The 25,825-nt window shown below is 42.5% G+C and carries 23 protein-coding genes and 1 riboswitch; of the genes, 11 read left to right on the forward strand and 12 right to left on the reverse strand.

All coding sequences use genetic code 11. The features are described 5' to 3' along the window. Positions 1–42: 42 nt before the first annotated feature. From AB4160_RS13215 to AB4160_RS13230, 4 genes are all read right to left on the reverse strand, one after another. A complete protein-coding gene (locus tag AB4160_RS13215; RefSeq protein ID WP_198589337.1) occupies positions 43–492 on the reverse strand; it encodes a hypothetical protein in 450 nt (149 codons plus the stop codon). A 227-nt stretch (positions 493–719) separates the two neighbouring features. After that, complete coding sequence (locus AB4160_RS13220) at positions 720–965, reverse strand: YdcH family protein (protein ID WP_102439323.1); 246 nt, start codon at positions 963–965, stop codon at positions 720–722. Between the two features lie 188 nt (positions 966–1,153). After that, positions 1,154–2,809, reverse strand: a complete 1,656-nt coding sequence (locus tag AB4160_RS13225) for a SulP family inorganic anion transporter (protein WP_198589947.1) — start codon at positions 2,807–2,809, stop codon at positions 1,154–1,156. A gap of 773 nt (positions 2,810–3,582) precedes the next feature. Further along, positions 3,583–4,644 carry a polysaccharide lyase family 7 protein gene (locus AB4160_RS13230; RefSeq protein WP_372004991.1) on the reverse strand — a complete coding sequence of 354 codons (1,062 nt, stop codon included), beginning with the start codon at positions 4,642–4,644 and terminating at the stop codon, positions 3,583–3,585. Between the two features lie 443 nt (positions 4,645–5,087). On the opposite strand from AB4160_RS13230, the gene AB4160_RS13235 reads away from it, so the two are divergent. The 4 genes from AB4160_RS13235 (at position 5,088) to AB4160_RS13250 (ending at position 10,411) form a co-directional block, all read left to right on the forward strand. After that, complete coding sequence (locus tag AB4160_RS13235) at positions 5,088–6,290, forward strand: ammonium transporter (RefSeq protein WP_102440715.1); 1,203 nt, start codon at positions 5,088–5,090, stop codon at positions 6,288–6,290. A gap of 302 nt (positions 6,291–6,592) precedes the next feature. Beyond that, positions 6,593–7,015, forward strand: a complete 423-nt coding sequence (locus tag AB4160_RS13240; protein WP_102475665.1) for a hypothetical protein — start codon at positions 6,593–6,595, stop codon at positions 7,013–7,015. A 385-nt stretch (positions 7,016–7,400) separates the two neighbouring features. Beyond that, on the forward strand, positions 7,401–9,716 hold the full coding sequence (locus AB4160_RS13245; RefSeq protein ID WP_303414640.1) for a TonB-dependent siderophore receptor: 2,316 nt from the start codon (positions 7,401–7,403) through the stop codon (positions 9,714–9,716). 14 nt (positions 9,717–9,730) lie between these two features. After that, the gene (locus tag AB4160_RS13250; RefSeq protein ID WP_372004994.1) at positions 9,731–10,411 is read left to right on the forward strand and encodes a Fe2+-dependent dioxygenase; all 681 of its coding nucleotides are present in this window, start codon (positions 9,731–9,733) and stop codon (positions 10,409–10,411) included. Positions 10,412–10,431: 20 nt separating this feature from the next. Here AB4160_RS13250 and AB4160_RS13255 read toward each other — a convergent pair whose 3' ends face one another. Further along, positions 10,432–11,340, reverse strand: coding sequence for an AraC family transcriptional regulator (locus tag AB4160_RS13255; RefSeq protein WP_102475662.1), 909 nt, complete (start codon positions 11,338–11,340; stop codon positions 10,432–10,434). A gap of 282 nt (positions 11,341–11,622) precedes the next feature. On the opposite strand from AB4160_RS13255, the gene AB4160_RS13260 reads away from it, so the two are divergent. Further along, positions 11,623–13,143, forward strand: coding sequence for an aldehyde dehydrogenase family protein (locus tag AB4160_RS13260; RefSeq protein ID WP_102475661.1), 1,521 nt, complete (start codon positions 11,623–11,625; stop codon positions 13,141–13,143). A 126-nt stretch (positions 13,144–13,269) separates the two neighbouring features. Here AB4160_RS13260 and AB4160_RS13265 read toward each other — a convergent pair whose 3' ends face one another. Next, the gene (locus tag AB4160_RS13265; protein ID WP_102440709.1) at positions 13,270–13,977 is read right to left on the reverse strand and encodes a hypothetical protein; all 708 of its coding nucleotides are present in this window, start codon (positions 13,975–13,977) and stop codon (positions 13,270–13,272) included. A gap of 326 nt (positions 13,978–14,303) precedes the next feature. Here AB4160_RS13265 and AB4160_RS13270 point away from each other — a divergent pair, with 326 nt between their 5' ends. Next, positions 14,304–16,334, forward strand: a complete 2,031-nt coding sequence (locus AB4160_RS13270; RefSeq protein ID WP_102519559.1) for a S9 family peptidase — start codon at positions 14,304–14,306, stop codon at positions 16,332–16,334. A 174-nt stretch (positions 16,335–16,508) separates the two neighbouring features. On the opposite strand, the gene traF is transcribed toward AB4160_RS13270, so the two are convergent. The 3 genes from traF to AB4160_RS13285 all read right to left on the reverse strand — a co-directional run bounded on the left by traF (position 16,509) and on the right by AB4160_RS13285 (position 19,179). Then, positions 16,509–17,714, reverse strand: a complete 1,206-nt coding sequence (gene traF, locus AB4160_RS13275; protein WP_372004996.1) for a conjugal transfer protein TraF — start codon at positions 17,712–17,714, stop codon at positions 16,509–16,511. A gap of 198 nt (positions 17,715–17,912) precedes the next feature. After that, positions 17,913–18,437, reverse strand: coding sequence for a hypothetical protein (locus tag AB4160_RS13280; RefSeq protein ID WP_102530685.1), 525 nt, complete (start codon positions 18,435–18,437; stop codon positions 17,913–17,915). Then, positions 18,430–19,179, reverse strand: a complete 750-nt coding sequence (locus tag AB4160_RS13285; protein WP_102530686.1) for a helix-turn-helix domain-containing protein — start codon at positions 19,177–19,179, stop codon at positions 18,430–18,432. Before AB4160_RS13285 ends, AB4160_RS13280 begins: the two co-directional genes overlap by 8 nt. A gap of 557 nt (positions 19,180–19,736) precedes the next feature. On the opposite strand from AB4160_RS13285, the gene AB4160_RS13290 reads away from it, so the two are divergent. After that, positions 19,737–20,546 (forward strand): cytochrome C, encoded by an 810-nt coding sequence (locus AB4160_RS13290; protein WP_102440718.1) that lies wholly within the window; start codon positions 19,737–19,739, stop codon positions 20,544–20,546. 17 nt (positions 20,547–20,563) lie between these two features. Further along, positions 20,564–21,061, forward strand: coding sequence for a hypothetical protein (locus AB4160_RS13295; protein WP_102440704.1), 498 nt, complete (start codon positions 20,564–20,566; stop codon positions 21,059–21,061). Positions 21,062–21,149: 88 nt separating this feature from the next. Here the strand turns inward: AB4160_RS13295 and AB4160_RS13300 are convergent, their stop codons facing one another. Both AB4160_RS13300 and AB4160_RS13305 read right to left on the reverse strand, forming a co-directional pair. Further along, the gene (locus AB4160_RS13300) at positions 21,150–21,515 is read right to left on the reverse strand and encodes a PleD family two-component system response regulator (RefSeq protein WP_102440703.1); all 366 of its coding nucleotides are present in this window, start codon (positions 21,513–21,515) and stop codon (positions 21,150–21,152) included. A 163-nt stretch (positions 21,516–21,678) separates the two neighbouring features. Next, positions 21,679–21,861 carry a hypothetical protein gene (locus AB4160_RS13305; protein ID WP_076538754.1) on the reverse strand — a complete coding sequence of 61 codons (183 nt, stop codon included), beginning with the start codon at positions 21,859–21,861 and terminating at the stop codon, positions 21,679–21,681. A gap of 225 nt (positions 21,862–22,086) precedes the next feature. Here AB4160_RS13305 and AB4160_RS13310 point away from each other — a divergent pair, with 225 nt between their 5' ends. The 3 genes from AB4160_RS13310 to AB4160_RS13320 all read left to right on the forward strand — a co-directional run bounded on the left by AB4160_RS13310 (position 22,087) and on the right by AB4160_RS13320 (position 23,971). Continuing rightward, positions 22,087–22,350: a hypothetical protein gene (locus AB4160_RS13310; protein WP_372004998.1), complete on the forward strand. Its 264-nt coding sequence runs from the start codon at positions 22,087–22,089 to the stop codon at positions 22,348–22,350. A 178-nt stretch (positions 22,351–22,528) separates the two neighbouring features. Then, entirely contained in the window at positions 22,529–23,374 is an 846-nt protein-coding gene (locus AB4160_RS13315) for an SDR family oxidoreductase (RefSeq protein WP_102440702.1), read from the forward strand. Between the two features lie 282 nt (positions 23,375–23,656). Beyond that, positions 23,657–23,971 (forward strand): DUF3861 domain-containing protein, encoded by a 315-nt coding sequence (locus AB4160_RS13320; RefSeq protein WP_102440701.1) that lies wholly within the window; start codon positions 23,657–23,659, stop codon positions 23,969–23,971. 151 nt (positions 23,972–24,122) lie between these two features. On the opposite strand, the gene AB4160_RS13325 is transcribed toward AB4160_RS13320, so the two are convergent. Next, positions 24,123–25,508 carry a sodium:alanine symporter family protein gene (locus AB4160_RS13325; protein WP_102440700.1) on the reverse strand — a complete coding sequence of 462 codons (1,386 nt, stop codon included), beginning with the start codon at positions 25,506–25,508 and terminating at the stop codon, positions 24,123–24,125. 156 nt (positions 25,509–25,664) lie between these two features. Then, positions 25,665–25,797: riboswitch (glycine riboswitch) on the reverse strand. Between the last annotated feature and the right edge of the window lie 28 nt (positions 25,798–25,825).

Here is a 25,825-nt window from a genome sequence, read left to right on the forward strand (position 1 = left end):
CAAAATTAGTTACAGCCTCGATTAAATTGTACTTAATTTTTTCTACTTCATGATAATTTCTCTTAATCGGTATTCTCCGGTTAAGGTTCTTACATTGGGATAAGTTTTAGTGATTTTACGGCTATTGTCTTGATTGGCTTGGCCCCAACTTTTCATGAAGTTTTTATACTTTTCCTGATTGGGTTCTAAATCGGCACTATTTTCAAACATCACCATTAGCACCATATTGAATTCGCCACTTTGTGGTAATTCACTGGCAAAAATTTTCCAATCTTTAATATAACCCAGCTCTTTTTGTAACCGTACCGCTTTAACCCAACTTTCTCTTAAGCCTTCTAGGTAAACGTCTTCCATGTTGGGATCGATCCTCACCGTGGTCATTGAAGTCACTTCTTTTCCAATGTCATAGTCTTTATAAATCTCAAGCTCAGCCTGAGAAGAAACGGCAAAGAGTAAGCTGCATAATCCGATTATTAATACGATATATTTCATCTTAATCTCTCTTAGGTTGTTAAAAAATTAACACCGAGAAGTATAGTGACGAATGGGTTAATAGCGAGTGGCTAAGGCTTAATGAAGACTTTCTATTTACGCTTAGCTGCTTTTAATAGCGCTAAAAAGAGTGGGAGAGGATGGGTTTAAATCTGAGTGGAACAAGCGGTGAAGGGAATGATTGTTTTATCGCATCGTTCCCTTCGCTGGGTCTGGTTTGGTACGAATTAGTCGTGATGGGCTTTTAGCTGTTGGAATAGCACATCTTTTAAATTAGCCCGCTGCACTTTAAGTTGGTGCATGTGTTCGTCATCGGTTGGGCTGCCATCAATTTCTAACTGGCGGATTTCATAATCCAGTAGGTGGTATTGTTTTGATTGCTTTTGAAATGTTTCATCTTTATGTGTTAAATCAACAATGTCTTGCTTAAATTCTGGAAAGTCGAAAATTAGTGCGTGATTCTCATTTAACATAGATAACCCCTAAATGGTGAACAGAAATTCAGTATTTTGGAACTGAGTTCACTATAGCATTATGTTGTTTAAAAATGGCGAGCTGGTTAACAAATCTTAATGAAATTTTTACTAAAATTAGGATTTATTTGAGTAAGTTAGGATGGGTTATTTATTATCTTAACTTACCCATCCAGTTACTCATATTTCTAGCCGTTAGCTTGCACATGTTTAAGGGCCGCCTGTAAGGCTTCATAGCGGAACAAAAAGGTGTTTTCAGTTGGCAGCGAATCAATCACATGAAACTTCTGCAGCTGATCTTTGGTTTGCAGGTTAGGGCACAATAAAAATACTTCACAATGGGCATCTTGGGCATCTTTAATGGCATTTTCTAGCGCTAGCCCAACAGTCACATCGATCATCGGCACGTCAGTAAGATCGAGGATCATCGCTTCATAATCACTCACACTGGTATGTTGGCGAGAGATCGCTTTTGATACGCTGAAGATCATTGGCCCTGACAGATAGAAAAACAGCACTTTACCATTGGCTTGATCCAGCAGGCCGCGTTCGCTTTGAGTCAGCGGCACATCGTTTTGATCGGCATCACTAATGGCTTTTACTTGCCTTGCTTGCTGCTGGCTTAATTGTTCAATGATAATAATGTTAGAAATAAATACCCCAAGGCCAACGGCAACAATCAAATCGACAAATACGGTTAAGATCATCACCCCGTACATAATAGCCATGCCTTGCATACTGACTTTGTGAGCCCGTTGAATGAAGCTCCAATCAAGAATATTAAAGCCCACATAAACCGCAATACCAGCTAAAACGGCCATAGGTATTGGCTCTGTTAAGCCGCCAGCCACAAGTACCACTAATGCCAGCATTAGCGCGCGAACCATACCAGAAACAGGCGAGCGGGCGCCTACCTGAATATTGGTCACTGTACCCATAGTAGCACCTGCGCCAGGCAGGGCGCCGAATAAACCTGAAATCATATTAGCCAAGCCCTGACCCCGTAACTCTTTGTCTGAGTCGTGCTCTTTACGGGTCAATGAGTCTCCGATAACGGCGGTGAGTAACGTATCGATACAGCCTAAGGTGCCTAACACCAAGGCATCAATCACCATGGTAATAAAAATATCCGCATTTATGTGCGGTATCACTAAAGAAGGTAACCCAGCAGGAATAACCCCAATACGGCGAATGCTGTCACTATCAAATAAAATCACTGACAGTAACGTGATGGCGACTAAGGCAACCAGTTGCGCAGGGACGTATTTACGATAGCGCTGAGGAAACAAAAATAATGTCGCTAAAGTCAGTAAGCCTAAAAATAGTTCAGCAAACTTAATATTGCTTAAGGTGTCTGGGAGGGCTGATAAGGTGCCTAACACACCACCTGCAGGAGCGGCATGACCTAACAATGGTGACAGCTGTAAGATGATTAAAATCACCCCAATGCCTGACATAAAGCCTGAAATGACACTGTATGGCATTAAGGTGACGTATTTACCTAGCTTGAGCATGCCGAGTAAAAATTGAAAACCGCCTGCCATCATCACCACGGTAAAGGATATTGCCATTCCTGATTCAGGGTATTTGGCCACCATGCTGGTTAAAATGGCGGTCATAATCACTGTCATAGGGCCGGTCGGTTCAGATATTAAGCTTGATGAGCCGCCAAATAAGGAGGCAAAAAAGCCCACTAGTATCGCGCCCCATAATCCGGCTTCGGCGCCAGCGCCAGAGGCAACACCAAAGGCCAGTGCCAAGGGTAGGGAAATGATGGCTGTGGTGACGCCACCAAACAAATCGCCTTTAAGATTGACGTCTTTGAACCGTTCCTTAAACAAAATGCTAACCTCTTAGACCATAATTGGCGCAACTTTATCAAAAAATTAACTATTTTGTATAGATAAGAGGCGGTTGTTTATATCGATAAGCAACTGGTTGGCGCAGCTGTTAAGGCAAATATTTGACTGTTTTGTATAGATAAGAGGCAGTTGTTTATATAGATAAGAGGCCGGTTGTTTATATCGACAAGCGGCTGAATAGCGCAGCTGTTAAGGCAAATATTTGACTGTTTTGTATAGATAAGAGGCAGTTTGTTTATATAGATAAGAGGCAGTTTGTTTATATAGATAAGAGGCCGGTTGTTTATATCTACAAGCGGCTGAATAGCGCAGCTGTTAAGGCAAATATTTAACTATTTTATATAGATAAGAGGCCGGTTGTTTATATCGACAAGCGGCTGAATAGCGCAGCTGTTAAGGCAAATGTTTCACAGTTTTGTATAGATAAGAGGCCGGTTATTTATATCGATAAGCGACAGGTTGGCGCAGCTGTTGAGGCAAATGTTTAACAGTTTTGTATAGATAAGAGGCCGGTTGTTTATATCGATAAGCAACTGAATAGCGCAGCTGTTGAGGCAAATGTTTAACTATTTTGTATAGATAAGAGGTCGGTTGTTTATATCGATAAGCGACTGCTTGGCGCAGCTATTGAAGCAATGAGTCCTGAATCAGGGTTAAAATTAATAATTAACGCTACAAAAAAACGCCCAATGACAATGCATTGGGCGATATAGCTAACGGCGATTTAACGCCATTAAAGATCAATAAAATAGCGGTTACTGATTAAGCTCTAGCTCATAGAAGCTTGCTTGAGCATAGTCACCGGCTTCCATACCACGCCACTCACAGTTTGAGCTGCTGGCTTTGGTATTACATTGATTGTAAACACCGGCTTTGTAGTACATCCAATCAGCTTGGTAACCTTGGTCAACTTCGTGACTTTGGTAATTACCTTCTGCTAGGTTCACATCAAAGGTTTTAACGATTTCGTTTGCTTCACCAGGATTTTTGGTGAAAGTAAGCTTCATGATGTCACCTTCAACATTCACTTCATAAGAGAATATTTCTCCTAGACGGATACCATCTTGTGGATCGTCATGGTGCTCACGTAGGTTGTAAGTGCCGAATACATTATGGCGAATATCTTTACGTAGCTTCTTGCCGTTACTATCTCTGGCATCTTGTAATTCTGGTATTGGATTTAGCTCATAGTTCCAAGACAGTGAACCAAATTCGTGACCTGGCAGCTTACGATATAAGATTTTTAATGGCTCGTTATCAGAACCATGAATTTGGCCAATAACCACTGCAAAGGCATTGTTCTTGCGGTATTCACCACTGGTACTGACTTGATCAACTGCCAATGTAGCTTTCAGTTGGCCGCCAATTGCGCCGTACTCGCTTGCATCTGGGTGAGAGGAAATTACAAAATTGGTTTTTGGATCATCGTATTTTTCAGCCAACATGCCGCGTAATTCGCTACGGGTGTTTTTACTATTTGGCGTTGTAGGCGCTTCATTTGGTGCAACAAAAACCAAGGCACCGGTTTTAGGGTCGGTATAAAACCACTCAGGGTGAACGTAAGGGGTTTGGGTATTACCAAGGTCGTGGCGATTAATCTCTAAGGCTTTGCCTTTACGCGAGCCTTCTGTAGTTAGCTCAGGAAGGGTGATTTTCCATTTTGTTAGGTCAAAGTTTTGTGCTGGCGCTTTAGTCGCATCAAGATTGTATTTAGTGAGATCGTAGTTGAACTCTTTTTTTACTTGTGGAGCCGGTGAGGTCGCGGAGCAACCTGCAAGAATAGCAACCGCTAGTATACTAAGATGGAGCTTTTTCATTGTTTTTACCCTTAGGATTAACTCTATTTCATTGCTTAAGGATACTACAGTATTATTGTATTACAAAAGTGTGATCGAGATAGGGAAATGAATTTTTTGCTGCACAATTAAGCTAACTTTGTGCACTATTTGAGGTTTAGCCGTGCTGTCAGTGGTTTTCACTGTAAAAATATTGATATCAAGCATGGGTTTGCACCAGTGAGTGGCGGTTAGTTTGTTGAGTGACCCACAGTGGTGCAACCCTTGTTATTTAATATTGCTTTAGCGACTAGCTAATCGTTATTTATGCACTTATTTAGGGCGTAATTGGTGCTATTTCACCTTATTCATCAATGTCTTGCACCTTACTGGTACAAATTAGTATGACAAAACCTTAATAACGGAATAATTCTTGCTTTTGTAAGTCCCTGAATTTAATAAAAGAAAAACTTATGGGGATAAGCATGGATAACATTAGTGATGCAATTAGCGTCATGGCACAAAGTGCAAATACATTATTTATCTTACTTGGTGCCATTATGGTGCTGGCAATGCATGCGGGTTTTGCCTTTTTAGAAGTCGGTACTGTTAGGCATAAAAACCAAGTGAATGCGCTAGTTAAAATCTTAACTGATTTTGCTTTTTCAGCGCTGGCGTACTTTGTCATTGGCTACCAAATAGCATATGGCAGTCACTTTTTTGTCAGTGCTGATGCGCTAACGGCTAATAACGGCTACGAGCTGGTTAAGTTCTTTTTCTTACTCACCTTTGCAGCAGCAATCCCTGCCATCGTATCGGGTGGCATTGCCGAGCGCGGCAGTTTTAAACCTTTCTTATTAGCATCAGCTTTGATCGTAGCGTTGGTATACCCACTGTTTGAAGGCATGATTTGGAATGGTAACTTTGGTTTTCAAACTTGGTTAAATGACACCTTTGGCGCTGAGTTCCATGACTTTGCAGGCTCGGTAGTGGTACACGGTATGGGTGGCTGGTTAGCGCTGGTGGCGATATATGTATTGGGCTCTCGCCAAGGCCGTAAACCGGGTGTGGCATTTGCACCCTCTAATATTCCGTTTCTGGCACTCGGTTCATGGATACTGATTGTCGGTTGGTTTGGCTTTAATGTTATGTCAGCGCAAACCCTTGATGGCATTAGTGGCTTAGTGGCGGTAAACAGTTTAATGGCCATGGTTGGCGGCACCATTATCGCGTTGATTGTCGGTAAAAATGACCCTGGTTTTATCCATAACGGCCCGCTTGCAGGCTTGGTGGCTGTGTGTGCTGGTTCTGACTTAATGCACCCAGTAGGGGCATTTATTGTTGGCGGTGTGGCCGGTGGTTTATTTGTGATGGTGTATACCCGTTTACAACGCAGTACTAAAATTGATGATGTATTAGGCGTTTGGCCATTACATGGTTTATGTGGTGTGTGGGGCGGCGTTGCTGCAGGCATATTCGGTCAGCAAGCTTTTGGTGGATTAGGTGGCGTAAGCGTAATGTCTCAAGTGGTTGGCACTGTCGCTGGGGTTGCTGTGGCGCTTATTGGTGGTTTTATTGTGTATGGCGTCGTCAATAAAATCTCTAGCTTACGTTTAAGCCAAGAAGATGAATTTATTGGCGCTGATCTAGCGATCCATAAGATTGGTTCTACCAACTCAGATAAATAGTCTGTTACGCACTAATAGCGGCATAAATCTAGCGGCATAAATCGCTTTGGTGAGTAATACTTTAATTAAGGCGCTAATAGGCGCCTTAATTGATCTTATTGCTATATTTGATGAGTCTCATGTATTGTCGATGTTAGTTGTGGTTTATAAAAAGCACGCTACGGACACTAAACAGGCCTGTGTTTCTGGTAAACTCAGCTTACTTAGTTGCTAAAGCGTTAGCTCGTAACACATTCGTTCTTGAAACAGTTAATCAGATCGGTTTAAAACTGTTTTTAAATTTTGCTTAAAAGGAATCTCCCATGCGCACATCATTAACCTTATCTGCATCTATCGCTGCTTTATTACTTGTTCAAGGCTGTAATGAGCAAGTTGAACCACAATCTGAGCCAGCACCAGCAGTGGTAAAAGCAGCCCCTGTAGAAAAAACGGCTGAAATGGAAAAACCTGATACTAGCTCTGAAAAAGGGATCGCTATGCAACAAGGGACTGTAAGATATTTTGATCTTGAAGGTGGATTTTGGGGCATTTTAACTGACGATGGTCAGCAAATTCTGCCAAGTAACTTAGCAAAAGAATATCAAAAAGATGGTTTACGTTTGAGCTTTAGTGCCGCTGAAGTGACTGACATGATGACGATTCAGCAATGGGGTATTTTATCGACCCTAAGCAATATTGAAGTTATCGGCCAGGTGGAAAGTAAAGGTGGTAACCCACTTATCTAGTTCTTTAACTAGAACTAGGCTTAGGTCTTTTTAAGACTAGTTTGCTCAGCTTATAAAAATAAGCTTATTTTTTACAATGGGTTGATCTATAACAGGTCAGCCCATTTTTATTGCTGCCGCTTTAATTATTCGCTGCTTTAATCAATACCCCTCTTGAATTAATACCTTCTTTAATCAATGTCTTGTTTAGTCAATGTCTTGTGTAATCCGTAAGTTGTTGCGTGGGACTTGCTAACACAGTTGGTTCAGCAAAACGTCTCACATCACTAAATTTACAACTCAAACACTAATGTAAATGATAATGGTTTTTATTTACATTGTTGTTGCCGCTTTGTTAGTATCGCCTCCTAAATTAGTTGGTTCTAACAAAAGGATTGTTTTTAATATGAAATCTCGCTATCACACGTCGTTATCCCTAGGTGCAAAAGCCGTTGCTACCGCCTTGTTTTTTAGTGGCGCTCCTGCCTATGCCGCTGAAGTAGAAACTGAAGCTTGCGATAAAAGCGAAAATATTGAATGCCAGTCACAAGAAGCCATCGAGCGCATTGAAGTCCACGGGGTGAAAAGTTCGGTGTATTTTTACGATACATCAGGGGATAAACGTCGCGTTGCCGATCTAGTTGATACCCCACAAATGATCACGGTACTGACTCAAGATCAAATTCAAGAATCTGGCTTAACCGATTTAAAAGATATTTTGTCTACCCAAGCGGGTGTGACCTTGGGCACCGGTGAAAACGGTAATGCTTTTGGTGATCGCTATATTATTCGTGGCCATGAAGCCCGCAGTGATGTGTTTGTTGATGGTTTGCGCGATCCTGGCATGACCACCCGTGAAAGTTTTGCCACCGAACAAGTGGAAATAACCAAAGGCCCAAGTTCAACCTTTGCTGGACGCGGATCATCAGGCGGTGCCGTTAACAGTGTCACCAAAAAAGCCTCAACTGCTTATAACTTTGGCCGCGTTGATGCCGCAGTCGGTACCGATGATCACACTCGTTTTACTGTTGATTATAACGTGCCGCTAACTGAAGATGTCGCGCTGCGAATTAACGGCCTGATTGCCGATGAAGATAAGCCGGGCCGTGAAGGCATTAGCTCAGAAAGAAATGGTGCTCAATTGTCTTTAGTGTATGAAGCGACTGATGCTTTGTCATTTATCGCCGATGGTTACTACATGAAGGCCGATGATGTGGCTGATTTAGGTAGCTACTTTGACCAAGATACTCGCAAGCCAATCGAAGATATTCCAGTTTATGCTCAAGATTCTGACTTTCTCAGCTCTGATGTCAGCACGTTTACCTTGCGTACCGAATATGACATTTCAGACAGCTTAACTTTCTACAATGCTACTCGTATTGGTCGCACTGAAAATGGCTATATAACTACGGGTATGAGTGGCACTAATCGCGCAGCCAGCGATGTTGACGCGCCGGGGGCTGAAACCTTAACCATTAGCACCCATCAAGGACGCCAAGATGTTGAATACTGGAACACTCAGTTCAACTTATTCTGGAATACCGATATTTTAGGTATGGAGAATAAGTGGGTATTTGGACTCGAATATAGCGATGAATCAGTGGATAACGGCTTGTATGATATCGTCAATAATAACGCCACTAATTGTATCGTCGATGGCCGCAGAGGCGAGTCTGGTGCTTACTGTATTATTGATGGTAATGGCGATGAAGTTGATAATATCGACCAGCTGATGGGCCGTACTTATTCAAAAGGGGCATCTGATGCCATATATAACATCGAAACCATCTCGGCTTACTTCATGGATACCGTGGCAATCACCGAAGAGGTAGAACTCTTTTTCGGCTTCAGACAAGATAGCTTTGATTACACCAATGACACTTCAAGTAGCCGTAATGGTGATATTTTATATGACTATTCCGACAGCATGTATAACGGCCATGTTGGCTTAGTGTATAGCCTGACAGAAGCAGGCAATATATACGCCAGCTACAGTACCGCGACTAACATCAATGGCGGTGAGTCAGACCTTGGCGCAAGTTGTGGTTATGGTGGACTTTGTGGCACACCTGAGCAAGTACTGGCAGCGGATCCAGAATTGGTTGAGAATATTGAACTGGGTACTAAATGGATGCTGTTTGACGATAGCGTGATGTTTTCTGCCTCGGTATTCCAAATCACTAAAGATGATGTAATGGAAAGCGTCGGTGATAGCTATTCAACCTTAGGTAGCCTCAATACCGGTAAAAACCGTGTAGAAGGGATTGAAATTGGCATGGTGGGTAACATTACTGATGCCTTTAGTATTCAGCTTTCAGCGTCATTAATGGACTCAGAAGTACTTGAATCATTTAATGAAGATTATATCGGTAAAAAACTGAGTAACTTTGCTGATGAAAGTGCCTATTTACAGCTCCGTTATGAGATTAATGACATGTTTGTCATTGGTGGTGGTTACACTTATCAAGGCGAAATGTACGGCGGACAGCCTGACACAGCAGCAGGATATGATCCTGAAAATGACCGTTACAGCGTAGTGGTACCGGCTTATCAAGTGGTGAGTTTATTTGCTAATTACAATGCGACAGAAGCATTAACCTTCCGGATTAATGTGGGTAATGTTCTCGATGAGGAGTACTGGACTGCGGCATATCGCTCAGGCTCATTCATGTATCTTGGTGATGCAAGAAACGCCAACTTAACTGCGACATTTGAATTTTAATTAAAGGGATCATCATGATTGTTATTGAGAAAATATTGACTGCTGAAGAAGTGAGCTTATTTAGGCAGCAATTAGCTGATGCGCCATGGTTAGATGGCAAGCAAACCGCCATGGGCATGGCGGCGTCAGTCAAAAATAACCATCAAGCGGATGCTAATGATGATGTGGTGCGCCAACTGGCTAATAGGTTATTAGCTAAGTTTGGCAGCACGCCAAAGGTCGTTTCGGCGGCCTTACCCCATAAAATTTTTCCGCCTTGCTTTAATCGCTATGGTATCTCTGAAGAATATGGTTTTCACGTAGACGCTGCAGTGATGCGCATTCCGGGCACCAATGAGGTGCTAAGAAGTGATATGTCGATGACCACCTTTTTAAGTGAGCCAGATGAGTATGATGGCGGCGAGTTAATCATTGCTACCGAGTTTGGCGAGCAGCAAATAAAGCTGCCTGCAGGTTACGCGGTATTGTATCCATCTAGCAGTTTACACAAGGTAACGGCAGTGACCCGTGGTGAACGAGTAGCAGCTATTACCTGGATGCAAAGCATGGTGGCTGATGGCAGTTTAAGGCAAAACCTGTATCAGCTTGATCAAACCATTCAAAAGCTCATTAGCCAAGGTAATACCGATCGCAGTGAGTTAGATAAACTGCACAATGTTTACCATAACTTGATCCGTCAATTTACCCAGCTGTAAGCTTAAATCCGATTTAAAAGCTAACTCGCTAAATGGCGCAGTTTATAATCAACAGGGCAAATGCCATAAAACTGTTTAAACAGGCGACTAAAATGGCTAGCACTGTGATAGCCCAGTGAATAACACACTTGGGTTATTTGCTGGCCTTGCTCTATCAGCGTCGCCGCTTGAGTTAAGCGGCTTTGCTGCTGATAAACCATCGGCGTGCAGCCCAAATGCTGTTTAAATTGCTGAAAAAACTTACTGCGGCTCATACAGGCTTGTCGGCACAAGGCATTAATATCTAATGGCTCGCTGAGGTGCTGCTTAATATAGTGTAACGCGGCGTTGAGGCCATTAAATTGCGGGTCGTTATGACTGTGATGCAATAAAAAGTCACGGGTTTGATGACGCATTAAGCGCACTATTAATTCTGAAATCGCCAAATCAATCAGATAACTGCGGTCCTGTTCATTCTCGGTATAAATCGCCACAATTCTGTCTAATAGCGCTTGGGTTTGCTGATTATGGTGGGTATGCACTAAAGATGGTTGGTATTGCCAGTGGCCATATTGCTTATCGATAGGCGCGCTCAGATTGAGTTTATCGGCAATTTGTTGTACCCGTTCGGTTGAAATCTCAATGGCTAAACAGGTGGTGGGTTGATGGATTTTAGCCTCAGGAAAATCAATTTCTACGGCTTGATTGGGCGCCATAATAAAAGATTCATGGGGGTAAAACGCCGCCTCATAATCATCTACCGAGTGCATCACTTTTTTACCCGTCACCATGCCGCAAAATAACAGTTGGTCAGATTGTAGTGCCACCCGTGAGGCTTGCTCAAAGGTATCGTAAATACTCAGTTCAGATTCAGGTCCAGCAAAACTAATCTTGTTTTCTACTAGTACCTTTGGCTTGCTGCGCTGCAGTTGTAGGCGTCCACTGATCATATTGTTCCCTCACAGAGTGATACCAAGTCATTTGGTATATTTGTTCCTGAACAACAATCCTTACTTATGCTGTGATAGCTTTTCCCTTAAAACTCGGAGCTAATTCGTTAACTTAAATCATTAACTTAGCTCAGCTTATGGGTAATGTCGCCATGAGCTAGACAGTAGTTTCACAATCATTTGTACTGTGAGTCAACAGCTGTGGATTCTCAGAATAGTCACTTTCCAATAATTGATTTAGCTTAATTAGTTATCCAAAAAATACAATTAGAGGAAAGTAGCATGATTTACGCAGCACCCGGCGAAGCAGGTTCAGAAATGAGCTATAAATCTGTATATCAAAACTTCATAGGCGGTCAGTGGGTTGAGCCTGTTAATGGCAAGTATTTTGACAATATCAGCCCAGTAAATGGCCAAGTTTTTTGTAAAATTCCCCGTTCAGATGCACAAGATATTGAGTTAGCCCTTGATGCAGCCCATAAAGCTCAAGCATCTTGGGGTAAAACCTCTGCCACGGAGCGTTCTAATATTTTATTAAAAATAGCCGATCGCATCGAAAATAACCTAACGGCTCTGGCAGTGGCCGAAACTTGGGATAACGGTAAAGCCGTGCGCGAAACCCTTAATGCCGATATTCCCTTAGCAGTTGATCACTTCCGTTACTTTGCTGGCTGTTTACGTGCCCAAGAGGGCAGCGCCGCAGAGATTGATGCCAATACCTTGTCGTACCATATTCATGAGCCGTTAGGGGTTGTTGGGCAAATTATTCCGTGGAACTTTCCTCTATTAATGGCGGCGTGGAAGCTTGGGCCTGCGCTCGCTGCGGGCAACAGCGTGATCCTTAAACCTGCGGAGCAAACACCAGCATCGATTCTATTTTTAATGGAGTTAATTGGCGATCTGCTGCCTGCTGGGGTGCTTAATATCGTTAATGGTATTGGTGAAGAAGCAGGTCAAGCGCTCGCAACCAGTAAGCGTATTGCCAAAATTGCCTTTACTGGCTCAACTCCTGTTGGATCGCATATTTTAAAATGCGCCGCTGAAAACATTATTCCCTCCACGGTCGAGCTAGGTGGTAAGTCACCCAATATCATCTTTAACGATGTGGTTAACTTTGAAGATGAATATTTAAGTAAGTGCGTAGAAGGCGCGGTACTGGCCTTTTTCAACCAAGGAGAAGTATGTACCTGTCCGTCACGGTTACTGATCCAAGAAGATATTTACCCGCAATTCATGGAAATGCTGATAGAGCGATCAAAAGCGATCAAGCGTGGTAATCCCTTAGATACCGACACCATGGTTGGCGCGCAGGCATCGAAAGAGCAGTTCGATAAAATATTAGGCTACATTGATATCGGCAAAAAAGAAGGCGCTGAAGTGTTATTAGGCGGCGAGATTGCATCTGTGGGTGATAATTTTGATAGTGGTTATTATATTCAGCCAACCTTGCTTAAAGGCACCAATGATATGCGCGTGTTCCAAGAAGAGATTTTTGGCCCAGTGATATCGCTCACCACCTTTAAGGATGAAGCCGAAGCACTCGCCATGGCCAATAACTCTGACTTTGGCTTGGGCGCAGGAGTGTGGACCCGAGACACTAACTTGGCTTATCGAATGGGGCGTAATATTCAAGCAGGCCGAGTGTGGACCAACTGCTATCACATGTATCCAGCCCATGCGGCATTTGGCGGTTATAAAAAATCAGGCGTGGGCCGTGAAACCCACAAGATGGCCTTAAATCATTACCAACAAACCAAAAACTTGCTGGTGAGTTACGACATTAACCCGTTAGGTTTTTTCTAAGCGATTAATCATGGGATAGTTGCAGCTTGATAGTTAAAGGCTATTTTTCAAGGTCATTTTAACAGGCTATTTTCAAGCTAAATATTAATAGGGCAAACAAGTTAGCTTGCTTGCCCTACTTATAATCTAAGACGACTCTCTTTTAGAGAGATGGGTCATGAGTAAATGAATTAACCCCATATACACAAATGCGCTCCAAGAGATGGCATCACTTATTTTATAGTCTAATTCGGCACAATAACCGACACTGCCATCATATTCTTCATTGGCTTCAGCCCAAAGACTGCTGCTGCCACTAAAAACCATCACCAGAATGCCTAAGCTAAATAGGTTGCTGGTTACTCCCCAAAGTGACCATGATACTAGCTCTATTAGTATGATTAGTCCCAGTGCAATAGTCGCCACCACCTTCTTGGTTAGCAGAGTTTTAGGCAAAAAATGGATGATAAACAGCATCAATAAGGTCATTAAGGCCGCATATTGAAAGAAGGTATAAATGGTGTCTGCGGCAACCGATTTCAGCATAAAGCTGAGCAGTATTCCCGCGCCTAAGACAATAACATTGAAGCCTGCAAAGATTTTTATCGGCAACTTTTGGTCTAATAACAGCGCCCCAGCAATGCTGAAGAACAAATACATGGCTAAAATGGGCCAAAAACCGAGTATATTGAACCACTCAATGGGAATATAACTAATTGCTAAATAATTACAGACTCCCCCCCAAATGATGGCCAGAAAAATCAGCAAATTAAATTGTAATTTACTGATTTTATAATCAGTTAAAAAAACCGCTGAAAGCTGCTGTTTTATCTTGTCTTGATGTGAATCAACCATGTTGCACCATTGTTATATTCCCCTTATTAATCAACAGCTAATTTTAATAATGGTAGCTTTTTTTATAAACTGCTTACAATGGTGTTTAGGTCAAAAACTAGCCTGATAAGCTCTAAATTTGTGGTTTTTGCTTATCAATCTCAGGTTTAAGTTTTATTTAAGTGTTAAGCCTGATGATAGTGATGTGATAACAGTAACAACTTGCCAACTGAGCCACTGCTATTTGTTGATGACGATAGAATTTAGTTAACTTTTATCGCCGCATGAACAGACAAAGTTATTAGCAAAAATAAAATAATTAAAACAAAATTTAAAGGAGACGACACGTGAAGAGAGTCGGGATCGTGCTGTTGTGCATGTTTATGCCAATAGCGACAGCGTTTGCAGAGCAAACCAAAACCCTTTCAGTGGATGTATTGTGGCAACTAAGCCGTTTAGGTAATCCTACTATTTCCCCCAATGGCGATTACATCATTGCACCTGTCACTAACTACGATGTGCCTGAAGATAAAGGCTCAACTCAATTATGGTTATTTGATAAAGAGGGCAACAGCCAGCGCCCAATTACCGCTCAAGGTTTACGTGTGAGTGAGCCAACCTTCTCACCAGACAGCAATACTTTAGCTTTTATCAGCAAGCGTGATAAAGACGAAGCGGGTCAAGTGTACTTATTACCAATGAACTCACCAGGTGAAGCCCAGCGCTTAACTGAGGTGCCAAGTGGCGCTTATGGAATTAAGTGGGTGGGTGAGCATATTTACTTTATCAGTTCAGTATTTCCAGGTAAAAACTGGGATCAAGTAGCCGAGCAATTAAAAGCTGATAAAGACGATAAAGTATCAGCCCACCAATGGAATGCACTACCTTATTCAAGCTTTGATCATTGGCTGGATGAAGACCGTGAAGCCCATGTGTTTCGTATCCCTGCTAAAGGTGGCGATATTGAGCCAATTACTCAGCCTTTAAACAAGCAGTTACCACGTTCGTCGCAAAGTGCAGCTAGCTATGACATCGATCCAGCTGAGGGTTTTATTGCCTTTAATAGCAACGGTTGGGACAACCAAGTTGACGCTAAAATCGATATCTTTTTCGCTGAAATCGGTAGCGCTAAGGTTGAAAACCTAACCCCGAACAACCAAGCGCCAGATGCAAACCCAACATTTAGCCCAGACGGCAAAACCTTGGCTTTTACCCGCCAAACGATTCATGGTTTTTATGCCGATACTGCCAAGCTAATTTTGCTCGATGTTAACAAGCGCAGCGAAAAAGTGATTGCCAAAGACTGGGATCGCAGCGTCGCGCGTTTTGTGTGGACACCCGACAGCAAAGGCTTTTATGCAGCCATTGATGATGCCGCCACAAGACGCATTTTTCATATCAATGCTAAAAACGGCAAAGTAAAAGCCATCACTAAAGCGACTAACTTTGGTATGCCTGCGCTGGCGAATGACGGCACCTTAGTGGCCGCCAATGACAGCTTTACTTATCCAGCGCGCTTGGTAAAAATCAATCCACGCAATGGTAATAGTACCCGTTTAGACAGCTTTAATGATGAGATTTTAGCGGATATCGATGTGGGCACTTATGAGTCGGTGACCTATAAAGGTTATAACGATCAAGACATTCAAATGTGGGTTCATTATCCTCCGGGTTTTGATCGCAGCAAAAAATACCCATTAATGATGCTGATCCACGGTGGTCCACACAATGCCATTTCTGATGGTTTCCACTATCGCTGGAATGCGCAAACCTTTGCGTCATGGGGTTATGTGACGGCGTGGCCAAACTTTCATGGTTCAAACAGCTTTGGTCAAGACTTTGCTGACAGCATCAACCCAGACTGGAAAAACAAGTCACTGGAAGATGTGTTTAAAGCGACAGAGTGGTTTAAGCAAAAAGACTGGATCGATAACGATCGTTTAGTGGCGGGTGGTGCAAGCTATGGCGGCTACTTAACCTCGATTATATTAGGTCAAAAAGAACAGCCATTTAATGCGTTATTTATCCACGCTGCGGTCTATAACATGTACTCGCAAATGGCGGCAGATTTCTCGGTTCACAGTACCCGTTTTGGTAACTACTGGGACAAGCCAGAAATCTACAAGGCAATTTCGCCCCATTACGGCGCTGAAAACTTTAATACCCCAACCTTAGTGGTTCATGGTCAGCTTGATTACCGTGTGCCAGTCGGCCAAGGTTTTGAGTTATTCCGCACTCTGCAAACCCGTGGTGTGGAGTCGAAGATGATTTACTTCCCTGATGAAAACCACTGGATCATGAAGCCGAATAATTCAATTTATTGGTATAACCAAGTTGAGCAGTGGATGAACCGCTTTGCTGAACCTGGAGCTAAATAGTAGGGGCGAAATACAAATATTTAAGCCTTACTAACTGATTAAATATCACTTATAAAAAAGGCTGTTGCAGAACTTTCTGCAACAGCCTTTTTATTATCAGCAACGTAAGCGTTGTTAATTATGGTTACTTTTTAAAAATCTCTGCTCAGAAAGCTTAAACTTTAAATCTAAAACCTAAAAAGTGAAGCTGGTTTGCAGTGCTGCGCCCATATTATTTTCATCACTGTAATTGGCTGAAATATCGATATTAAATACTCCAGCAATGGATAAGCCTAAACCGGCAGTCACGCTGTCATCGATATTATCTGTTAAATCTGTTTGGTAGCCGGCGCGCAATTTAGCCCAGCTAGCAGGGCTAAACTCAAGCCCAATAGCCGCGAGTTGGCGATTGTCATTACTGCTATCAAACTGGTTAAGCGTGCCGTCAATATTGCTATAACCTTCAGATTCATTTAACTGCACATCAATGGCTGCGGTGATAAAACGGTTTTGATAATTGGCACTCACTGTATAAGTCGGGCTGATCTCATATTGACCTTGCACGCCATTAATAAGCTCAGTGTCATAGCTATTTTCTATTAAGTTTTTACCTACAAAACCAAAGCCAAATCCGGCGTTGTGTTGATAAGCAACACCGACATCAAGGTTCATATTGCCTTGATCGTTTTGGTAGCGATCATCATCCCAGTCATCAAACTCAAAGTTATCAATGTCGGTAATATAATTAATGGTGTTTACCTGCTGATATTTAGGTGACACCCCATAGTAGATCTCGCCTGTGGCAAACTGATGCGACTTAGCTAAGCTGACACCAATTTCAGTCACGACCACACCCATGGTTAACGCTTGAGAGTTCAACTCTTGGTTGATGATATTGATAGGATCAAGATCGCTATCAGCAATATCAGCAAACACCAGTGCATCGGCATAGGCTTGGGCAAACAGGTTGACCGATACAAATTTATTGGGGATCGCTATGGCTAACTGGGTGCCCACTTGTACTTGGGCATAGTTACCTTGGATCAACTGCAGTTGATCAATCACCACTTGGGCATCAGCTTCAGTAGGCATGCTGATGTTTTTAAAATCATCATAAACGTCTGAAAAATCTTCAACATTCTCGATAGTGTCAGTGGGATCGTTAGCGTGTACCCCAAAAGCAGGGAACAATACCGCCACGCCATCTGACTCTTTAAAACGCGCCGTTAATGCAGGGTTATGAAATGGCGCCGTTAAATAATCGGCGCTGCTAACACCCACACCGCCCATGGCATGTGAGCGCGCATCAAAACTGTGATTGTTAGCTTGAACTGAGGTAGCAAAGGCCGCAGCCATGCATAAAGGAAGGTAGCGCAGTGTTCTTGTGGTTATTATAGGCATATTAATCCAGCAACATATTGTTATTAATAGTTTTATTGAAGTTGTTCGAAGCGGGATTATAGCATTGCTTAGGTTTGTTGTTACCAAGTGTTTGTGCTTATGTGAACTGAGCTGCATTGTTTTTATATTTTTTAGCCTATTAGCAAGTGACGGTTTTAAAGCATCACTTTAAAGCGTCACTTTAAATCATTAGCTCAGTTACTTCATTTCCACGAGGTTGCAGGCACAGATATTAGTACTGGGTAAAAAATACAGTAACACGGTATTTTGTTGCGCATTTCGATTAGTAATTTGAATCGTAAGGTTATGGACGCCTTTTTTACTGATATTTCTTTTAGCAAAGGCCTCTAAGTGGCTGGCATGTTGTGGTAATGGCAGCTCAGTATTATGCCTAATTAATTCATTGTGGGTTAAGTTTAAAATGTAGGTGTCTTTCTCTTTATAAGCGCTAAGTACATCGCCTGTTAAATACAGGGTTGCAATAGGATTGCCATCGGTCGTGAAGTAACGGTAGCTGATACTGGCTGAACGTTTTTGTAAGGTAAAATCAGCGATCAGCGAGTGATGTTCAATGGTGTCACTATTAGGGTTTTTCGCCACTAATTCATTGCGACAAGATAGCACCATATCCACTTCGGTTGCTTTGATATGCTGGTAAACAATGACGATGCTGACAATGGCCATTAAGGCCGCCAGTATTCTGAATATGATGCGATTAGTCACAGAGTGATACCTCAGCTAGCCATTTATCGGAGATAAAATTCGGGGTTAAACTAAAATCACTGGTTTTAATATTGCGCATTAAGTTATCGCCATTTGGCTTTTGCCGAGCTAAAGAGATATTTAACACCTGCATGTCGTTAGAAAATGCCAGATACACTTGTTGCCACACTAAGGTGTTGCATTGGTTGAGAGCAGCAATGATTTTTTCTTCAGTGGGCTTATCTTGTTGCATTGATATGCTGGGTGACTCAAGCCACGTCAGTTTTATTTGTTGCTGATTATCTAATTGCACAATGCGGCTATTTTTGACTGGCGTTTGTGCAGGTTTAAACAGTATGTATTGATGCATTGCTGCAATAATGGCGGTTAACACTACAAGCACCAATGCAGTGGTATAGATAAAGTGTTTTTTATGCTTTGCAGATTGCTGAATCCAACTGGCTGCTGGTGGGGTGATATTGAGCCGATAACCTTTACGCGGAATGGTTTCAATTAATTCAGCATAATTTTCGCCAAAGTACTTACGCAAAGTAAATACTGCTTTTGCCACTGCCGATTCACTCATAACAGGGCTTTGGGAGCCAGCACAGGCTAATTGGCCTTTGGTCATGATGCGATTGGGGTGAAGACTTAATTGCTCTAAAACCTGACTTTCGGTGCGGGTAAGGTGCAGCTGAACTTGAGATTCAGTATTGAGTATTTGGCTATTGGCAATATCAAATTCAAAGATTTCAATGCGCATTTAAATCACACTCAGATAAACATTCTATTGTTAAGTTTACTGCAATTAAATAATTACAAACATTCTACAAATCACAGTTTTACCATACAGCACTAACTTTGCAGCTGGCTTTTGCTAAAAGCCACTCATTACTTCTTTGTTATGACCAATAGCCATTGCAGTCGCGGCTGCTCGTATCAAGCTCCCGCGCTTCGGATATTGCTAGTTCTGCTACGGACAATTAACTTAACGTGATCTGGGTCACATTGGATTTTAAGTAATCTCAAAAGTAAAACTCTGTAATTAGTATTACGTGCTAAATGCGGGTTCTTTTTTGATATTTAACGCTGTCAAGTTGAGTTTTTTCGCTATTTAATCCATCTTCAATTCGATTTTTCTAATGGAGTGATTAACTGAAATATTACTTTGAACTAGCTCCCGTTGCCATTTTTCCTGTCTGTCATGCTTATCTCAAGCCAGAAACGTAAGTGCTGAAAATGTACTTTTTAGCGTTCTGCCAGTTATCAACACTCAGCTTAAAAGTTGGGAATAAATATAAAAATGCGAGGCAAGTGATTATGAAAACTCTAAATAGAAGACAAGCGATCAACCGTATTATTGGTATTTCTACTGCGGCAGCGGGCGGGGCACTTATCGCTAATCCTGTTATAGCGGCAGTGACCAACGTTAGCGGAGATTGGAAATTAGAAGTGGGTACCCGCTTAGCTTATAGCAAACTTGATCCCATGGTTGTGGCAAAACGTGCTTATGAAACCGGTAATGGCTGTATGTTCCAAGTATTTGATAGCATTATTCAAAGCTTGGCAGAATCAGATTCTGTTGATGCTGATAAGTTCGCCCAAGTACCAACCGCCATGGCGCATTATGGCTATGCAGGCATGCTAGGAGAAGGCACTGTTTGTGGCAATATTAACGCCACAGGTATGTTGGTTAATTTATTATCCATTAATGGTGAGCCTGCCAATGCAATGTTAAGTCAAACCATGCGTTTTTATGAATCAGAAACACTACCGTTTCAAACGGCTGAATTTATTGAAGGCATAGGCGCTGACATGACAGAGACCTTAGCTCAAGTCGGTAAACCTACAGCGGCAAATAGCACCCTTTGTCACAGCTCTATTAGTCTTTGGGCCAGTGAAAATGGTAAGTCATTTAGTGAAAAAGGCATGCGCTGTAAACAGCTTTCAGCCTCTGTGGTCTATGAATTAGTTGCAATGCTTAACAAGGCTTTTGATGGTGAGACCGTAAATGATCACCCAGTTTCAGATGCGACTCAAGATTGCCAAGGTTGTCATACATCGTCATCAACATTTGCCCCTAGTGTGCAAACGAATATGTCATGTAATACCTGTCACGGCGGCCACTAATTGCTGGGAGTAATAACATGAAACATCTTAAATTATGTAGTGTCATTGGCTTGAGTTCGATGTTGTTGTTTGGCTGTGGAGGCTCTGATGATGAAACTATAGATCCGCCAATTGAGCCACCTGTAGAGCCTCCGGTATTGACGGTCAATATTGATCAAACTGAGACCTTAACTGCTAGCTTACAATCTGTTGATGCAGAAAATGGCGCAGTGACAGTAAAACTGACAGGTGATGATGATTTGTCGGTCACTGACGCAAGTGCATTTAACCTGATTATTATGGGTTACCCTTCAAAGACGCAGTCGTCAACCAAGTACAATCTGGATTGGCATCAGGCGAGTCATGCAAATTGCATTGAGGCTGAAACCTGCTCACTTGATATCAATGAAGCTGAATCAGGGCTGTATTATTTAACCTTAGACAGTGTGAATTGGAAAACTGCGGTTGAGACTTACCGGGTAGCCTTAGAAGTTAAAGGTGACAAAGCTCATTATGAATTAGTGTTTATGGATTAAGGTACTTACCAATGTACTTTTAAGCTAGCTGTAAAAATGACAAAGCCTTTTCATTATGAAAAGGCTTTTTTACTGCTCAAATGATCGATTAACTCAGAAAGCGATCAATAGTTTTTTGCACATCATTGGGCATGATGGGCTTCGTCAGGTAATCATCAGCACCAATTTTTAAGGCTAACTCTTGATCAGATGCTTCAATGAGTGAGCTGACTACTACGATCGGAGTATTGGCGATTTCAGGCTGATCTTTAATAAACTTGATTACTTGATAGCCATTGATATTAGGCATAGTGATATCGACGAAAATTAAATTAGGGCGAATGCTTGCAAACATTTCGATAGCAGCATCGCCAGAATTTGCTGTCATAACCCGATATTCATCGCCCAAAATTGCCAGTAACAGGCCTGTGCAAACAGGATCGTCATCAATAACTACAACCGTACGTTTTTCCATTAATGCCTCATTAACAACTAGATACTCTTGGTGTTGTATTGTCATTATAGCTTAAAGCGACAGCGGAAAATGAAATATCAAGCCAGAAACAATATTGAGGGGAATTTTGTTTCTGGCATTGTCGTTATCAAACCAAGGTTTGATATTGCGGTAGTTAGTTTGCTTAGAAGGTGGCAATAGAGGCCAGGTGTGCTTCAAGTTCTGCTTCTGTGGTGGGGGTAATCTCAAGTTCAATTGAGAGCGGATCGCTACCATTAAGCATAAATGCCGCTTGTTTGTTGTGATCGTAATGAAACCATTTTCCATTGATACACACGTCGGTATAGCAGTTCGGTAGTAATTCCATGAGTACACCTATTATTTTATGTGATGGAGCTTGTAGGGTTATATTTGTGACACTAAAGCACAGTTTGAATGTGCTTTAGTGATCTTAGTCACCTTTATAAGACAATAGTTAAGCTAGGAGCACCTTGATCTGCATCAATTGAGATAGCGTTTTGTTGGATGGGAAAAGACTTTTCGTAACACAAAACACTAAAAGAGGCTTACTTTAAGCCTTATTTAGATATTAATGCTGCTTTTTGCCTATTTTTTAGGGTTAACCTTTGTTGATGGTGTTCACCAATGGTTATTCGGCTGCGGTTATTCGCTAGCAGTTATTCGGCTGTGGCTATTCGGCTGTGGTTATTCGCTAGTGGTTATACGGCTGTGGTTATTCGCTAGCAGTTATTCGGCTGTGGCTATTCGGCTGTGGCTATTCGGCTGTGGTTATTCGCTAGTGGTTATTCGGCTGTGGTTATTCGCTAGCAGTTATTCGGCTGTGGTTATTCGCTAGCAGTTATTCGGCTGCGGTTATTCGCTAGCAGTTATTCGCTAGCAGTTATTCGCCAGTGGCTATTCGGCTGTGGTTATTCACTAGCAGTTATTCGGCTGCGCAAATAAGCTGCTATGCTTTAATTTTTGTAGATTGGCACTCACCGATGGATTAAATGCTTTGAACAGGAGAATATCCAATGAATATTGCTGTAACAGCAGCTAGTGGTCAACTTGGCGCTGCAATAGTAAATGCCCTGCTTGCTTTAGGCCCCAATTACAATGTAATCGCCCTTGCTAGAACCGTCGACAATGCCAAACACCTTGGGGTTGAAGTTCGCCCAGGTGATTACGATAATCTCGCTGAGCTTGAGACTTCGCTTAATGGTGTCGATACCTTATTACTGGTATCAGGTATGGCAGCCCCTGAAGCGCGTATTCCTCAGCATCGTAATGTTATTCAAGCAGCCAAGCAGGCAGGGGTTAAAAAAATTGTCTATACCAGCGTTCAAGGCGCTGAGGAAGACACTGCATTTTCTCCGGTTATTCAGAGTAATCGACAAACCGAGCTAGATGTCCAGAGCTCAGGACTTGAGTGGGTTATAGGCCGAAACGGTATCTATATTGAGCCAGATATTGAGTATATTGATAGCTACAAGGCGGCCGGCTTTATTTCCAATTGCGCTGGCGATGGCAAGTGCGGTTACACCACTCGAAAAGAGCTGGCATTTGCCTATGCCTGCATGTTGACTGAAGATAAACATAACGGCCATGTTTATAACCTCCATGGTGAGTCAATAACTCAATATCAATTGGCTGAATACTTGAATAAGAGTTTTGAGCTTAGCCTTAAATATATTCCTGTTTCAGTGGCGCAATACCGCGACGATCGCACCGCTGAACTGGGTGAATTTATGGGTACGGTGATTGCAGGTATTTACCAAGGCATACTTAATGGTAAATCAGATAACCCCAGCGACTTTACCCAAGCTGCAGGTCGTAAGCATCAAAGTTGGGATGATTACTTCTCAAGTCTTAACGCTTAAGTGTTAAAGCCCAAGCCTTAAAGCTTAATGTCGCCGTTAATGCGCGGCAATTAAAAGTTTAACGTCATAAAAAGCAGGCTGAAACTAACAAGGTCCTAGCTCAAACTAACTGGTTGCGTCTTGCTGAAGCGTAACCAGTTAATCCAAACCCTGTGTAAACCTTATAACAGCTCTCTACTGGTTAACATTGCTACAATTAAATGGTTGACAAAATCAACCAGTGCAATTATAGTTGACCTTATCAACTAGTTTTAACTTGTTTCATTAAGCCGGAGAGAGATTATGATCCCTAAAATTAACCGAGAAAATCGCTACCGCATTACCGTTGAAGAGCAGATCTCAGGCCAAGATACTGGCAAAACCTTAAGCTTTGAGTTTCAAGATAGGGAAGACCTATTCAACGCTGTTGAAAATATAAAAAAGGGCAGTGGCTTAGAAGCGCCGCTTGCCACCAGAGTCGCCGTAGCCTTACGACTGTTAGGGCCTGTGATGATGCAAAACCGTAAGCATCCACTATTTTTGGATTTTATGCCTCACTTTAAAACCTTTATGAACAATCTAAAAAGCACAGTAAAACAAACCATCACAGCTAAATAATCCCTAGGTTAATTTGATGCTTATCAAGATGATGTGTGCTGAGATAATCAGCTTTCAAAAAAGGCGCAGTCATTCACTGACTGCGCCTTTTTATTATTTAAGCCTGTTTTTAAACATTAAAAAAGGGCTTAAGGTATTTCAGTAAACCTCGTTACTTAACTGCTGAGTCCAGTGCATTGTAAGAGGCATGTTTACCTAGCTGCTTAGCAAAGTACTTGTTGGTTTCGGCTAAGATAATGTGTCTTAAACCAATAATCCCGATCAAGTTAGGAATAATCATTAAGCCATTAACGGTATCGGCCAGCATCCAAATAAGGTCTAGTTGAATAAACGCGCCGCCGGCAATCAAAGTTAAAAAGATAAACTGATATAGTTTAATACCTTGTTCACCTAAGCGTTTGCTGGTTAGGTAGTACCAACAACGCTCGCCGTAATAATGCCAACCTAGAATGGTGGTAAAGGCAAAACACACTAGAGCAATGGTCACCACATACTGGCCGACAATCACTGAGCCGCCAGAGGCAAAGGCTGCACTGGTCATTGCTGCGCCAGCAGTATCGCCATTCCACACACCGGTGATAATCAGCACTAAGCCTGTCATGGTACAAATCAAAATAGTGTCAAAAAAGGTGCCGGTCATGCTGACTAAGCCTTGCTCGACCGGTTCTTTAGTTTTAGCGGCAGCGGCCGCAATGGGCGCACTCCCTAAACCCGATTCATTAGAGAATACCCCGCGGGCGATACCAATTTGAATGGCTTGCGCCACCGTTGCGCCTAAGAAACCGCCTGCTGCAGCAATAGGGGCGAAGGCTGAGTGTAATACTAATTCAATGGCCGGAATGATTTGCTCAGAAAAGCTAAATAAAATCCACAAACAGGCCAATACATAACCTAGCGCCATAGTAGGTACTAACTTTTGCGCCACATTGGCAATGCGTTTAACGCCGCCGATCGTCACCGCAGCGACAAGGGTGGTGAGTACGAGGGCGGTAACCCAAGTCGGCACATCAAAGGCAATGGTCATGGCATCGCTAATGGCATTCACTTGGGCGAAAGTACCGATACCGAAAAAGGCTACGCCGACACCAAAAATAGCAAAAATATTGGCTAGCCACTTTAAGCCGAGACCACGCTCAATGTAGTACATTGGCCCGCCAGCAATATTACCTCTGGCATCGGTGGTGCGATACTTTACTGCCAGCATACATTCAGCATATTTGGTTGCCATTCCAAAGAAGGCTGCTAGCCACATCCAGAAAAGGGCGCCCGGCCCACCGATTTTAATCGCGGTGGCGACGCCGACAATATTACCAGTACCGATAGTGGCAGATAGCGCTGTACATAAGGCCGCGAAGGAAGATAAGTCGCCTTTGCCGCTAGCAGGTTTAAATAATAAGCTTAAGGCCAGTGGCAGCTTAAGGACTTGGAGTAATTTTAGGCGAATGGTGAGATATAGCCCGGTGCCGATCAGTAAGCATAGGGTTATAGGGCCCCAAACAATGGCATTGATATCGGCTAAAAGCGCGTGAAAATTCATGGTATTCCTCGAATATTAAACAACAAAATTAATATGGAGGAGGAAAAGAAATGGCTGGATTTGTGGTACTGAGGAATACAGCTCATGCAGGTGTTCATCATGATTGATGACATTAGGCACAGCAGAAAACGACAGTGACCATAAATGAATACAGTCATCCTCTCCTCTGTCCTTTTGCCTGAGCGTTTCGCGGCAGTTGAATTAATTCAACTGCCACTTTCGCCTTCGGCGCTGTAATGACATTAAGCTGCGAACCACTAATGCTTACAGTCTCTCCAGAGGCTCGTCCAGTAACAGTCCTCACCACTAAGTGGCAC

It is taken from the genome of Shewanella sp. 10N.286.51.B8, assembly GCF_041469325.1.
Lineage (GTDB): Bacteria > Pseudomonadota > Gammaproteobacteria > Enterobacterales > Shewanellaceae > Shewanella.